The sequence below is a fragment of the Amycolatopsis sp. WAC 04182 genome, from assembly GCF_003947465.1.
In the GTDB taxonomy this organism is placed as follows: Bacteria; Actinomycetota; Actinomycetes; order Mycobacteriales; family Pseudonocardiaceae; genus Amycolatopsis.
The window spans coordinates 388,789-401,024 of record NZ_QHJJ01000005.1 but is presented as its reverse complement, the minus strand read 5'-3'; the positions used below and the strand labels follow the sequence as shown (position 1 = coordinate 401,024).

Sequence of the window (12,236 nt, the reverse complement as noted above, 5' to 3'; positions counted from 1 at the left end):
TCATACTGCCGACAAAGCCTTCCCCAGCGCATCGAGCCAGTCACCCGTGCCCTGCTCTCGCCATGCCGGTTCTTCGTGGCCGTCGAGGAAGGTGCCCTGCTCGATCAACGTCAGCCGGGTGCCGCCTTCCTCGGCTTCGAGCAGGATCGTCGTGACCGAAACGGTCGCCAGGACGTCGTCCGCGGAGAGCGTCCCCGCGTAGACGATCCGCTCGTTTTCCGCGATGTCCTCGTAGCGGGCTTCGAAGACCATCCGCTTGCCGTCGGCGGGGCCGCTGATGACCTCGCGGCCGCCGACCCGGAAGTCCAGGGAGTGCCCGCCACCGGGCACGGTGATCCAACCGGCTTTCGCGGCCGGATCCGACCAAGCGGCGAAAACGCGTTCCGGCGCCACGGGGTAGACGCGCTCAAGGGTGAAAGTGGCGTGTTTGACGGTCATGACCTTTTCCCTTCGTCGGAGCCCAGATGGCCGCCAAGGCGATCGAGCCGGTGTTCCCAGCCGGTGCGCTGCCCGCCGAGCCAGTCCTCGGCCATCCGCAGCCCGTCCGGTTCGAGGTGGCAGGTGCGGACGCGCCCCGCCTTCTCGGACCGGACGAGCCCGCTGGCCTCCAGCACCTGGAGGTGCTGCATCACGGCGGGCAGCGACATCGACAACGGCTGCGCGAGCTCCCCCACCGAGGCTGGTCCTTGGGTGAGGCGCTCGATCATTTCGCGGCGCGTTCCGTCGGAAAGCGCCTTGAACACCTGGTCCATGCGTTGGTTAGGCACATGCTTAACTATCCGCCCACGCCGAGCGATAGTCAAGTAGATGCTTAACTTTTTAGTCTTCCGCGGTCATGCCTTCGACGAGGAGCCACTGCGACGCGAGGTACGAAGTCAGCACGAAGGTTTCGAGATTGGCCCGCACCCGCTCGCTGGTGACGAAGTTGCGGCGGATCAGAATCGCCAGATCCGACGCGGAGAACAACAGCGCGCCGGCGGCGATCCAGGTGCGGCGATCACCCGACGGGACCACCATCCCGCCCGCGACCTTGGCCTTCGGCGCCAGCACCGGGTCGGCCGCGAGGGTCGACGTCGTGCTCAGCAGGCCTCCGTAGACCGAAAGCACCGAAGAGACCGGAGACGGCTTCGGCAACGCCATCGCGACCGCGGCCGCCGCCCATGCCGCCAGCCGGGGCGGCGCGGTCGCCGCGCGCGGGCGAGCACCGCGACGCCACAACATCGCGGAGTACAGCACCTGCATGACCCCGAACGACGTCGCGCCCTTGATCAGCTGGCGGTCTTCGTCGGACCGGCCCATGAAGTGGTCGCCCGCGCCCGCCGCGATCAACGCGGCGACGAGCAGGCCCTTCTCCCCCGCCGCGAGCCCCCGCGAACGCGCGACCCTGGCGGCGAGCACCGGGACCGCGGCGGGCTTGGTCGCGAGTTGCAGCTTCCGATTGCCAGTCCTCGCGGAGTACACCGTGCCGATCGCGGCGGCGCCGAACAACACCCGTTCGGCGAACTTGAGGGCTTTCACAGACCACCTCCGGAACTTATTTCCGGGTAAGTTACCAGGAGGTCAGCTGCTTTCAGACGGCTTCGCGGAAGGTGTTCCGATACGCGCTCGGCGAAACCCCCAACGCCGCCTGCAGATGTTGGCGCAGCGACGCGGCGGTGCCGAAACCCGCTTCGGTGGCGACCTTGTCCACCGGCAGATCGGTCTCTTCGAGCAGCTGACGGGCCCGTTCGATCCGCTGCTGGGTCAGCCACTGCAACGCCGAAATCCCGACCTCGTCGCGAAACCGCCGCGTGAACGTCCTCGTGCTCATCGCCTCTTTCGCCGCCAGCTCGCGCAGTGTCAGCGGCCGGTCGAGGTTCTCCAGCGCCCAGGCCCGTGCCGCCGCCGTCGAGGAGGACTGCGGCTCCGGCACCGGCCGCCGGATGAACTGCGCCTGCCCGCCCTCGCGGTGCGGCGAGACGACCGTGCCGCGCGCGACCTCGTTCGCGATCGCGGCACCGTGATCACAGCGGATCATGTGCAGGCAGAGGTCGATCCCGGACGCGACGCCCGCCGCGGTCAGGACGTTCCCGTCGTCGGTGTAGAGCACGTTGGGATCGAGGTCGACCTTCGGGAACTTCGCCTGGAAGTCCAGCGCCGATCGCCAGTGCGTGGTCGCCTTCCGGCCATCGAGCAGCCCGGCGGCGGCGAGCACGAAGGCACCCGTGCAAATCGACGCGATCCTCGCTTCCGGCCGGATCAGCTCCAGCGCCCGCGCGAGCGGTTCGGTGAGGTCGTGCCCCGACGGTTCGTATTCGGTGGACGACGCCGGGATGACGACGGTGTCGGCCTCGGCCAGCACCTCCGGGCCGTGCGCCACCGAGATCGTGACGTCGGCGTCGGTCCGGATCCGGCCGGGTTCCGGCGTGCAGGTGACGACCTCGTAGAGCGGCTCGCCGTCGGCGGACTTCGCCGTGCCGAACAGCCGGGTGACGATGCCCAGCTCCATCACCAGCATTCCGTGGCGGACCAGCACGGCGACCCGATGGCGGCCGGGATGCACGAAAAAGCCCATGGCTCGATTCTTGCACATGTTGTCCATCGGGCCACTCGTCCCGGCCGGGAGAACGCGCGACGGTGGGACCATGAACGTGCTGTGGATCTTCGCCCATCCGGAACCCCGCTCCCTCAGCGGCTCGCTGCGCGACGAGGGGTTGCGCGCCCTCCGCGCGCAGGGCGCCGACGTCCGGGAATCCGATCTGTACGCGATGAAGTGGAAGGCCGTCGTCGACGCCGACGACTTCGGCCGGGCCGCTTCCCCGGACCGGCTCATCGTCGGCTCGACGTCGAAGAAAGCCTTTCAGACCGGCGAACTCGGCGAGGACATCCGCGCCGAGCACGAAAAGCTGGCGTGGGCGGACACCGTGATCATCCAATTCCCGCTGTGGTGGTACGGAATGCCCGCCATCCTCAAGGGCTGGTTCGACCGCGTCTTCGTGAAGGGTTTCGCCTACGGTGTCCAGCGCCCCGACGGCCGGACGGCGCGCTACGGCGAAGGAGCGCTGGCCGGGAAGCGCGCGATGGTCGTGCTGACCGCGGGAGCACCGGAGGCCACGATCGGCCCGCGCGGGGTGAACGGCGATATCGGCGACCTGCTGTTCCCGTTGCAGCACGGGACACTCTGGTACGCGGGCATGTCCGTCCTTCCCCCGCTGACGATCTGCGGCGCCGACCGCGTTTCGCCGGAGCACTACGAAGCCGCCGCCGCATCGCTGCGCGAACGGCTGCGGACGCTGGCCACTCAGGACCCGATCCCGTTCCGTCACCAGAACGGCGGCGACTACGACGACGATCTGGTGCTGCGTGAGGAACTCGCGCCGGGGCGGGGCGGGATCGGCGTCCACCTCGACGTTTGGCCCGATATTAGTCCACAGTTATATTAGCCTCAAAGCACATAAGGAGGTCACCGTGAACTCTCGCGCCCGGTTGGAGACCGTAGGGGAACGTCCGGCGCTACGGATGGAACGTCGTCTCGCGGACCGGCCGGAGCGTGTGTGGCAGGCGATCACCGAACCTTCGAAACTCGCGAATTGGTTTCCCGCGGCGGTCACGGTCGACCTGCGGCCGGGTGGAACGATCGAATTCAGCTTCGAGGGCGAAGAGGCCCCGACCGCGGGCAAAGTCCTCGAAGCCGACGAACCCCGGGTGTTCGCGTTCAGCTGGAACGACGACGTGCTGCGCTGGGAGATCACTCCGGACGGCGACGGCAGCCGTCTGCTCTTCACGCATACTTTCGGCCGTGGTGAACCCGCCATCGCCAAGATCGCGGCGCCCCGCACGGCCGCCGGCTGGGACAGCTGCCTCGTGGCGCTCGTCGCCCTGCTCGACGGCGTGGCCCCTGAGCCGTCGGCCGACTGGATCGGCCCGATCGAGGCCTACACCGAGGAGTTCGGACTCGCCGAGGGCGAAGTTCTGGAAACCGGCGACGGCAAGGTGATCCGCTTCCGCCGCGACCTGGTCTGGAAACCGCTCGATGAGGTCTGGGCCCGTCTCACCGCCGAACCGGCCGAGGGCACGGTCATCCACGAGGAACCGCCGCGGCTGCTGGAGTTTTCGCTGCCACAGGGCGGGATCGTCCGCTGGGAGTTCAGCCATTCCGAGCTCGACGGCACCATGGTCGAGGTGACTCAGACCGTCCCCGCCGGGCAGGACGACATCGTGCCCGGGGCGCTCCGAAGCCGGCGCGAGAAGCTGAAAGAGTTCTTCGCGGCGACTCAGGGAAGCTGATCTCCACCCTGGGGATGACCTTCGCCGGACGGACGCGCACGCACCGCACATCCGGTTAAGTTCGCCGTATGAAACAGCCGTCGGCGCTCCCCCAGCGGGTGGCGTACACGATCGACGCGCTCCTCGCGCTGGTGCTCGTCGTGGCCGTCGGCGGGAACCTGGCCGCGAGGACCTGGACGTTCCTCATCGCCATCCCGATGTGGCTCGCCTGGGCGACGGTCGCCGCCAGCGGGATCGCGATCGCGCTGCGGCGCCACCGGCCGCTGGTCGCGTACGGCCTCGGCCTCGGCAGCCTGGTCCCGGCCCTGCTCGCCGGCAACGGACTGGGCCCGGCGGCGCTCCTGGCCACCGCGTGTGCCCTGTACACCGTGGCGCTGGAACACCCGCGCGCCCGCTCCCTGATCGCGATGGGCCTCGGCCTGGTCGTGGTCATGATCTTCGAGTTCCTGCGGCTCGGGCCGAACACGATCGCTTCGACGGCCTTCGCGGGCGGCGGGGTGGCGGGTTCGTGGGCGCTGGGCTGGATGACGCGGCAACGGCGCGCGAACCTGGCGCAGCTCGCGGAAACCCAAGCAGATCAGGCGGTTTCCGACGAACGGCTGCGCATCGCCCGCGAGATGCACGACGTCGTCGCGCACAGCATGAGCCTGATCGCGGTCAAGGCTGCCGTCGGCAACCACGTCGCGCGAGAACAGCCCGAAGAAGCACGCGAAGCGTTGCGGGTCATCGAACTCACCAGCCGCGAAACGCTCGTCGAGCTCCGGCGGATGCTCGGCGTCCTCCGTTCCGGTGACGGCACGCCCGAGGCCGCGCTCGGCCCCGCGCCGAAACTCGCCGACCTGCGGACCCTGGCCGAACGCGCCGGACAGGCCGGGGTGCGCGTCGAGCTGACCGGCGAAGTGGTGGACGACCTCCCCGAAGGTGTCGCGCTGTCGGTCTACCGCATCACCCAGGAGGCGGTGACCAACGTCGTGAAACACGCGGGACCGTCGGCCTGCCGGGTCACGATCACCGAAGGCCCCGGCGAGGTCAGCGTCGAAATCGTCGACGACGGACGCGGCGAAGGCTCGCCGTCGACGTCCGGCGGGCACGGTTTGATCGGCATGCGCGAACGCGTCGCCGTCTACGGTGGTGACTTCGAAGCGGGCCCGCTGCCCGCCGGGGGATTCCGGGTGTTCGCGCGGCTGCCGTACGCCGCCAAGGAAGTGGGGACACGATGATCCGCGTACTGATCGCCGACGACCAGGCGTTGCTGCGCGGCAGCTTCCGCGTGCTCGTCGACAGCGCGCCGGACCTCGAAGTCGTCGGGGAGGCGAGCGACGGCGCGGAGGCCGCGGAACTCGCCGAGAAGGAGCGCCCCGACGTCGTGCTGATGGACGTCCGCATGCCCGAGCTGGACGGCATCGAAGCGACCCGGCGGATCTGCGCGTCGGCCACCACCGAAGGCGTCCACGTGCTGATGCTGACGACCTTCGACCTCGACGCCTACGTCTATTCGGCGCTGCGCGCGGGCGCGAGCGGATTCCTGCTGAAGGACACCCCGCCCGCCGAACTGCTGACCGCGATCCGGGTCGTCGCGGCGGGCGAAGGACTGCTCGCCCCGTCGATCACGCGAAGGCTCATCGCCGAATTCGCGCGGCTGCCCGAACCCGGTCAGCGCGTCGCGGCGTCGCTGGACAACATCACCACCCGCGAACGCGAGGTCCTGAGCCTGATCGCGCGCGGACTGTCGAACGACGAGATCGCCGGGACCCTGCATCTGGGGCTGGCGACGGTGAAGACGCATATCGGCCACCTCCTGCACAAACTCGCGGCGCGGGACCGGGCGCAGCTGGTGATCGCGGCCTACGAGTCCGGTCTGGTGCGCGCCTCCGTCCAGTGACCAGGAGGTCCGGTGTCCCGTGCCCGGGCGACCATGTCGCGAAAGCCACTTTCGGGACATCAGACGTCGCGAAAGTGGCTTTCGCGACATGCCACACCGGCCCTACACCCGAAAGCGCCGCCCGGCGACGGACGTTGCCTACGCCACACGCGAAGTGACCGTCGAGTAGCTAGGCTGCGTTTTCATGAGCAGTGCGACGGAGCCGCTCGGGACGCCGCCCGAGGACGAACCGGACATCCACACCACGGCCGGCAAGCTGGCCGACCTGTACCGCCGGTACGACGAGGCGGTCCACGCGGGTTCCGCGAGGGCGGTGGAGAAACAGCACGCCAAGGGCAAGAAGACCGCTCGCGAGCGGATCGACCTGCTCCTGGACGAGGGCTCGTTCGTCGAACTCGACGAGCTGGCGAAGCACCGCTCGGTCAACTTCGGCCAGGAGAAGAACCGGCCCTACGGCGACGGCGTCGTCACCGGCTACGGCACCGTCGACGGACGTCCGGTGTGCGTGTTCAGCCAGGACGTCACGGTCTTCGGCGGTTCACTCGGTGAGGTGTACGGCGAGAAGATCGTCAAGGTGATGGACCTGGCGATCAAGACCGGCCGTCCGATCATCGGCATCAACGAGGGCGGCGGCGCGCGGATCCAGGAAGGCGTCGTCTCGCTCGGGCTGTACGGCGAGATCTTCAACCGCAACGTCAAGGCGTCCGGCGTCATCCCGCAGATCTCGCTGATCATGGGCGCCAACGCGGGCGGGCACGTCTACTCGCCGGCGCTGACCGACTTCGTGGTGATGGTCGACAAGACCTCGCACATGTTCATCACCGGCCCCGACGTCGTGAAGACCGTGACCGGCGAAGAGGTCTCCTTCGAGGAACTCGGCGGCGGGCGCACGCACAACACCCGTTCGGGCAACGCGCACTACCTCGGTTCCGACGACGAGGACGCGATCGCCTACGTCAAGGAACTGCTCTCGTTCCTCCCGGCGAACAACCTGTCCGAGGCTCCGCTGTTCGAGACGGACACGCCCAAGCCCGGGTTCTTCGACGACGTCACCGAGTCCGACCGTGAACTCGACACGCTGATCCCGGACTCGCCGAACCAGCCGTACGACATGCACGAGGTCATCAACCGCATCGTCGACGACGGCGACTTCCTCGAGGTCCACGAGCTGTTCGCGCCCAACATCCTGGTCGGGTTCGGCCGGGTGGACGGGCGCAGCGTCGGCATCGTGGCGAACCAGCCGACCCAGTTCGCCGGCTGCCTCGACATCGACGCGTCCGAGAAGGCCGCGCGGTTCGTGCGCACCTGCGACGCGTTCAACATCCCGGTGCTGACCTTCGTCGACGTCCCCGGCTTCCTGCCCGGCACCGACCAGGAGTGGAACGGCATCATCCGGCGCGGCGCGAAGCTGATCTACGCCTACGCCGAAGCGACCGTCCCGCTCGTCACCGTCATCACGCGCAAGGCGTACGGCGGCGCGTACGACGTCATGGGTTCGAAGCACCTCGGCGCGGACATCAACCTGGCCTGGCCGACGGCGCAGGTCGCGGTCATGGGCGCGCAGGGCGCGGCGAACATCGTGCACCGCAAGACACTCGCCGCGGCCGCCGCCGACGGCAAGGACGTCGACGCGCTGCGCGCAGAGCTGATCCAGGAGTACGAGGACACGCTCCTGAACCCGTACGCGGCGGCCGAGCGCGGCTACGTCGACTCGGTGATCGTGCCCGCGCACACCCGCGGCCACATCGCGAAGGCGCTCTCGCTGCTCCAAGGCAAGCGGGAGACGCTGCCGCCCAAGAAGCACGGGAACATCCCGCTGTGACCGCGCCCGAAACGCCGCTGCTGCGCGTCGTCCGGGGCAATCCGGACGACGCCGAACTCGCCGCGCTGACCGCCGTCGTCGCGGCGGCGGCCAGTGCGCGGGCGCCGGAACCGGCGCCGAAACGGGATTCTTGGTGGGCTGACAAGGCTTCACTCGTGCGGGCTCCGCTCGCGCCCGGCGAAGGGGCTTGGCGCGCTTCGGCGCTTCCTCGCTGAAAGCGGCTTCGGGGGTTATCGTGACGGATCCGCCGACCGCGATCGCCCAGAAAGCCGTGCGTGACGAACCAGGACCACCTCTCCACCGAATTGCGCCGTCTGCGCAAAGCCGCCGGGTTGTCCGGTACCGAAGCGGCCAGGCTCACCGGCCTCAGTCAGTCGAAGGTGTCGCGGGTCGAAACCGGCGCGTTCATGCCGACCGAGGACCAGGTCGTCGCGCTGTGCGGCGTTTATCGCGCGCCCGCGAAGGTCCGGCGGGCGCTCGTCGCGATCACGCGGGACCTCCGTGAAGAAGCGTCGTCCGCCCGCGTCGTCCTCCAGCGCGGCGCCTGGCGGATGCAGCAGCGCATCGGCAAGATCGAGACGGCGTCCGCCCGCATCCGGAGTTTCCAGCCGACCATCGTGTTCGGCCTGCTCCAGATTCGCGACTACATCACCGCCCTGTTCGGTGATTCGCTGCCCGCCGACGAACGCGACCAGACGGTCGACGCCAGGCTGGAACGCCAGCGGATCCTCGACTCGAACCGCGAATTCCACTTCGTGCTCACCGAAGGCGCTCTGCGCTGGAACATGGGCGGCGCGGCGACGATGCAGGCCCAGCTCGATCACCTCATCGAGGTGTCCCGCCGCGGCCGTGTGCGGTTGGGCGTGATCCCGTGGACCGCACCGGTTTCGGTCCCGGTCCTCCACGGTTTCGACATCTACGACTCGCGCGCGGTGCTCCTCGGGACCCAGACGGCCACCGCGCTCGTCACGGACGAACGCGAAGTGGCCGACTACGAGAAGAACTTCACCGAAGTCGAGCGCTACGCCACCTACGGCGACATCGCCTGCTCGCATCTGGCGCGGATCGCGGCCGACTACCGACAGCTCGCGGTCGAACCACTTCAGTGACCTAATACCCTTTGCGCTATGCACTCCGAGAGTGCATCGTGAGTAAAGCAGCTGTCGGTGAAGGCCCACTTTCGTGCGCCGAACGCGATCACCGAAGCCGTTCACCGACCAGCGGACACAGATCACCCGATCTCGCCAACCTTGCTGCCGCGCAACCCGTCTACTTGCCGAAACAGTCACTGGGGAAAGGGCCTCCGATGACCACCTGGCACGAAAGCATGACCGGCTGGCACAAGTCGACCTACACGCACTGGGAAGAGAACGCCTGCGTCGAGGTCGGCTCCGCGCCCGGCTTCGTCGGCATCCGGGACACCAAGCAGTGGGCGATGCCGGACGAGACCCGGCCGATCCTGGTGCTCCCGGCCGAGTCCTTCGCCGCGCTCCTCGATCACCTCGGTCGATGAACGACGTCGCCGAGCCGTACATGGTCCACGATCCGCGGGAGATGGCGGGCCAGCTGATCAACGGCAACTGGATCGTCGCACGATGGGAACACCTCGGCGAGGACGAGGATCTCGACCACTGGACGGCCGTCCTGCGGAGCCACTGCGAAAAACTCGACGTCGATCCGTACGTCATCAACATCCCGCGCAAGAGCCTCACCATCGTCTTCAACGGCGCGCTCCCCGCGCCGACCTTCGAACAGCTCGAGAACTCGATCGCGGCCATCGAGTACCACCGCTTCCTCGAACGCGAAATCGGCCCGAGACCCCTGAACTGACCCGCGAGTCACGTCTCCAAGCACGCGAACCCCGCACTTGAGCCCGAACCGGCCCTGCCATATAGTCCACTCGGAATAATCAGTATGGAATCTTCCGAGGGGATCATCCATGGCCTCGAAGCTCACCCCACTCGCCATGGCGGTGCTGGAGCTCCTTCACGAACGGGCCATGCATCCGTACGAGATGGCGCAGCTGATGCGGGAACGCTTCGTCAACACGCGCGTCAAGGTGAAGGCGGGCTCGCTCTACCACACGGTGGATCGCCTGGTGCAGAACGGTTTCGTCGAGGTCGTCGAGACACAGCGCGACGGGAAACGACCTGAGCGCACCGTGTACGCGATGACGGACGCCGGTCGCGACGAGTTCGTCGACCGGGCGCAGGACATGCTGGCCAACCCCGCCGAGGAATACCCCGAGTACCTCAGCGCGCTCGCCGTCATCGACGAGCTCGGCCCGGAGATGTCGATCACCCACCTCAAGCACCGCGTGCTGCGGCTTCAGGCCGCCATCGCCTCCGACCAGGTCGTGCTCGAAAACCTGGCCAACGAGCACAAGCTCCCCGAGGTCTACTGGCTCGACTGGTCCTACGCCACCGCGCGGCGTGCCTTCGAGCTTCAGTGGACCCAAAAACTGGTCGAAGACCTGGAATCCGGTCGCATCCGGTTCCAGGGACACTGCACGCCGCACCTGAACCTGGTCACCGAGGACGACAACGATGAACGCTCGACAAGCTAACCCCTGGGCGGCGCTTTCCGCGCTGTGCCTGGGTTTCTTCATGATCCTGCTGGACACCACGATCGTTTCGACCGCGATTCCCGCGATGCTGCGCGAACTCGACGCGGGACTGAACGCGATCGTCTGGGTGATCAGCGTCTACCTGCTCGCCTACGCGGTGCCGATGCTGTTCGCCAGCAGGCTCGGCGACCGTTTCGGCCCGAAACGCGTCTACCTGGCCGGGCTCGTGGTGTTCACGCTGGCCTCGCTTTGGTGCGGCCTGTCCGGTTCGGTCGAAATGCTGATCGCGGCCCGCGCGGTGCAGGGACTCGGCGCCGCCTTGATGACGCCGCAGACCCTCGCGTTCATCAGCCATCTGTTCCCGCCGTCGAAACGCGGCCCCGCGATGGGACTGTGGAGCGGCGTCGCCGGGATCGCGGCCATCATCGGGCCACTGCTCGGCGGTGTGCTCGTCGACCATCTCGGCTGGGAATGGATCTTCTTCGTCAACCTGCCGGTCGGCGTGGTCGCGCTCGCGCTCGCGCTGCTCAAGGTGCCGGACTGGCAGCCGAAGCACTCGCGTTCCTTCGACGTCCCCGGCATCCTGTTGTCGGGCGCCGGCCTGTTCTGCCTCGTCTACGGTGTCCAAAATGGACAGCAGTACGACTGGGGCCGCGCGTTCGGGCCGATCACCGTGTTCGAGATCATCGGCGCCGGTGTCGCCCTGCTGGTCGCTTTCGTGGCGTGGCAACGGTTCAACCGCAAGGAACCGCTGCTGCCGCTGAGCGTTTTCGCGAACCGTAACTTCTCCGCCGGTGCGCTGACTGCGGCTACCGTCGGCTTCGCGATGACCGGCATGTTCCTGCCGCTGGTGATCTACATCCAGGCCGTGCTCGGCGAATCGCCGACGATGTCCGGCCTGCTGTTCGCGCCGATGTCGCTGCTGGGCGGCTTGATCGGCCCGTTCGTCGGCCGCGCTTCGGACAAGGTCAACGGCAAGGTCCTGCTGATCATCGGCTTGACCGCGCTGGGCGCGGGGCTGGCACTGGCGGCGCTGACCGCACGGGCGGGCGCGAACGCCTGGGCGCTCACCCCGGCACTGCTGGTGGCGGGCTTCGGGATCGGGTTCATCTTCGCGCCGATGGGCAACCTGACGATGAGCTCGGTCGAGCCGCGGCTCGTCGGGACCGCCTCGGGCATCTTCAACACCGCGCGTCAGGTCGGCGGCGTGCTCGGCAGCGCCGCCGTCGGCGTGCTGCTGCAGGCACGGATCAGCGCGTCGATCGCCGACGAGGCCGCGGTGGCCGCGAGCGCGTTGCCGGAGCAATACCGGGCGCCGTTCGCGGAAGGTGTCGCGAAGGCCGCGGAATCGACCGGGGAGTTCGGCTCGTCCGGGACGGCGGCGTTCCCCGGTTTGCCGTCCGGCGTCGCCGAGCAGGCCCAGCGCCTCGCCCTCGACGCCGTCCACAATGGACTCACCGATGCGGCTCGGGTGACCCTGCTGCTCCCGGCCGCGGTGCTGGTGCTGGGCGTGCTCGCCGCGCTCACCATGCGCCGTCCGGCTCCGCGTCCGCACGCGCCGGTGCCCGAACCCGCCGCCAGCGCCGCCTGAACCCCTGCCGCATTCAGTCCTCTGAATGCGGCTCGTGGACCCGCCGCCAGTGCAAGGAACGGTCCTTTCCTCGCGAATTTCGCAAGGAAAGGACCGTTCATTGCATCCG

General features: G+C 68.2%; 15 protein-coding genes. 11 read left to right on the top strand and 4 right to left on the bottom strand.

Features of this window, described 5'->3' with window-relative positions; all coding sequences use genetic code 11:
* The 4 genes from DMH01_RS27900 to DMH01_RS27885 all read right to left on the bottom strand — a co-directional run bounded on the left by DMH01_RS27900 (nt 1) and on the right by DMH01_RS27885 (nt 2,581).
* A complete protein-coding gene (locus tag DMH01_RS27900; protein WP_125680162.1) occupies nt 1–438 on the bottom strand; it encodes an SRPBCC family protein in 438 nt (145 codons plus the stop codon).
* Nucleotides 435–752: a helix-turn-helix transcriptional regulator gene (locus tag DMH01_RS27895; RefSeq protein WP_125680427.1), complete on the bottom strand. Its 318-nt coding sequence runs from the start codon at nt 750–752 to the stop codon at nt 435–437. Before DMH01_RS27895 ends, DMH01_RS27900 begins: the two co-directional genes overlap by 4 nt.
* Before the next feature lie 67 nt (nt 753–819).
* The gene (locus DMH01_RS27890; protein WP_125680161.1) at nt 820–1,518 is read right to left on the bottom strand and encodes a lysoplasmalogenase family protein; all 699 of its coding nucleotides are present in this window, start codon (nt 1,516–1,518) and stop codon (nt 820–822) included.
* Between the two features lie 52 nt (nt 1,519–1,570).
* A complete protein-coding gene (locus DMH01_RS27885) occupies nt 1,571–2,581 on the bottom strand; it encodes a GlxA family transcriptional regulator (protein ID WP_199745649.1) in 1,011 nt (336 codons plus the stop codon).
* A gap of 43 nt (nt 2,582–2,624) precedes the next feature.
* Here DMH01_RS27885 and DMH01_RS27880 point away from each other — a divergent pair, with 43 nt between their 5' ends.
* The 11 genes from DMH01_RS27880 to DMH01_RS27830 all read left to right on the top strand — a co-directional run bounded on the left by DMH01_RS27880 (nt 2,625) and on the right by DMH01_RS27830 (nt 12,127).
* Nucleotides 2,625–3,422: an NAD(P)H-dependent oxidoreductase gene (locus DMH01_RS27880; protein ID WP_125680159.1), complete on the top strand. Its 798-nt coding sequence runs from the start codon at nt 2,625–2,627 to the stop codon at nt 3,420–3,422.
* 25 nt (nt 3,423–3,447) lie between these two features.
* The gene (locus DMH01_RS27875; protein WP_125680158.1) at nt 3,448–4,266 is read left to right on the top strand and encodes an SRPBCC family protein; all 819 of its coding nucleotides are present in this window, start codon (nt 3,448–3,450) and stop codon (nt 4,264–4,266) included.
* A gap of 68 nt (nt 4,267–4,334) precedes the next feature.
* A complete protein-coding gene (locus tag DMH01_RS27870) occupies nt 4,335–5,486 on the top strand; it encodes a sensor histidine kinase (RefSeq protein ID WP_125680157.1) in 1,152 nt (383 codons plus the stop codon).
* Complete coding sequence (locus DMH01_RS27865) at nt 5,483–6,148, top strand: response regulator transcription factor (RefSeq protein WP_125680156.1); 666 nt, start codon at nt 5,483–5,485, stop codon at nt 6,146–6,148. The genes DMH01_RS27870 and DMH01_RS27865 overlap by 4 nt, the downstream gene beginning before the upstream one ends.
* Nucleotides 6,149–6,332: 184 nt before the next feature.
* Nucleotides 6,333–7,970, top strand: coding sequence for an acyl-CoA carboxylase subunit beta (locus DMH01_RS27860; RefSeq protein WP_125680155.1), 1,638 nt, complete (start codon nt 6,333–6,335; stop codon nt 7,968–7,970).
* Entirely contained in the window at nt 7,967–8,185 is a 219-nt protein-coding gene (locus DMH01_RS27855) for an acyl-CoA carboxylase subunit epsilon (RefSeq protein ID WP_125680154.1), read from the top strand. Before DMH01_RS27860 ends, DMH01_RS27855 begins: the two co-directional genes overlap by 4 nt.
* Nucleotides 8,186–8,245: 60 nt before the next feature.
* The gene (locus DMH01_RS27850) at nt 8,246–9,079 is read left to right on the top strand and encodes a helix-turn-helix transcriptional regulator (RefSeq protein ID WP_125680153.1); all 834 of its coding nucleotides are present in this window, start codon (nt 8,246–8,248) and stop codon (nt 9,077–9,079) included.
* A 197-nt stretch (nt 9,080–9,276) separates the two neighbouring features.
* Nucleotides 9,277–9,483 carry a DUF397 domain-containing protein gene (locus DMH01_RS27845; RefSeq protein ID WP_125680152.1) on the top strand — a complete coding sequence of 69 codons (207 nt, stop codon included), beginning with the start codon at nt 9,277–9,279 and terminating at the stop codon, nt 9,481–9,483.
* Nucleotides 9,480–9,800 carry a hypothetical protein gene (locus DMH01_RS27840; RefSeq protein ID WP_125680151.1) on the top strand — a complete coding sequence of 107 codons (321 nt, stop codon included), beginning with the start codon at nt 9,480–9,482 and terminating at the stop codon, nt 9,798–9,800. Before DMH01_RS27845 ends, DMH01_RS27840 begins: the two co-directional genes overlap by 4 nt.
* 109 nt (nt 9,801–9,909) lie before the next feature.
* Complete coding sequence (locus DMH01_RS27835) at nt 9,910–10,536, top strand: PadR family transcriptional regulator (protein WP_125680150.1); 627 nt, start codon at nt 9,910–9,912, stop codon at nt 10,534–10,536.
* Nucleotides 10,517–12,127, top strand: coding sequence for a DHA2 family efflux MFS transporter permease subunit (locus DMH01_RS27830; RefSeq protein WP_125680149.1), 1,611 nt, complete (start codon nt 10,517–10,519; stop codon nt 12,125–12,127). Before DMH01_RS27835 ends, DMH01_RS27830 begins: the two co-directional genes overlap by 20 nt.
* Nucleotides 12,128–12,236 lie beyond the last annotated feature (109 nt).

Coding starts and splice junctions, on each gene's coding strand:
- DMH01_RS27900 (WP_125680162.1), bottom strand. CDS start 438: ATGACCGTCAAACACGCCACTTTCACCCTTGAGCGCGTCTACCCCGTG.
- DMH01_RS27895 (WP_125680427.1), bottom strand. CDS start 752: ATGGACCAGGTGTTCAAGGCGCTTTCCGACGGAACGCGCCGCGAAATG.
- DMH01_RS27885 (WP_199745649.1), bottom strand. CDS start 2,581: ATGGACAACATGTGCAAGAATCGAGCCATGGGCTTTTTCGTGCATCCC.
- DMH01_RS27880 (WP_125680159.1), top strand. CDS start 2,625: ATGAACGTGCTGTGGATCTTCGCCCATCCGGAACCCCGCTCCCTCAGC.
- DMH01_RS27870 (WP_125680157.1), top strand. CDS start 4,335: ATGAAACAGCCGTCGGCGCTCCCCCAGCGGGTGGCGTACACGATCGAC.
- DMH01_RS27865 (WP_125680156.1), top strand. CDS start 5,483: ATGATCCGCGTACTGATCGCCGACGACCAGGCGTTGCTGCGCGGCAGC.
- DMH01_RS27860 (WP_125680155.1), top strand. CDS start 6,333: ATGAGCAGTGCGACGGAGCCGCTCGGGACGCCGCCCGAGGACGAACCG.
- DMH01_RS27845 (WP_125680152.1), top strand. CDS start 9,277: ATGACCACCTGGCACGAAAGCATGACCGGCTGGCACAAGTCGACCTAC.
- DMH01_RS27840 (WP_125680151.1), top strand. CDS start 9,480: ATGAACGACGTCGCCGAGCCGTACATGGTCCACGATCCGCGGGAGATG.
- DMH01_RS27835 (WP_125680150.1), top strand. CDS start 9,910: ATGGCCTCGAAGCTCACCCCACTCGCCATGGCGGTGCTGGAGCTCCTT.
- DMH01_RS27830 (WP_125680149.1), top strand. CDS start 10,517: ATGAACGCTCGACAAGCTAACCCCTGGGCGGCGCTTTCCGCGCTGTGC.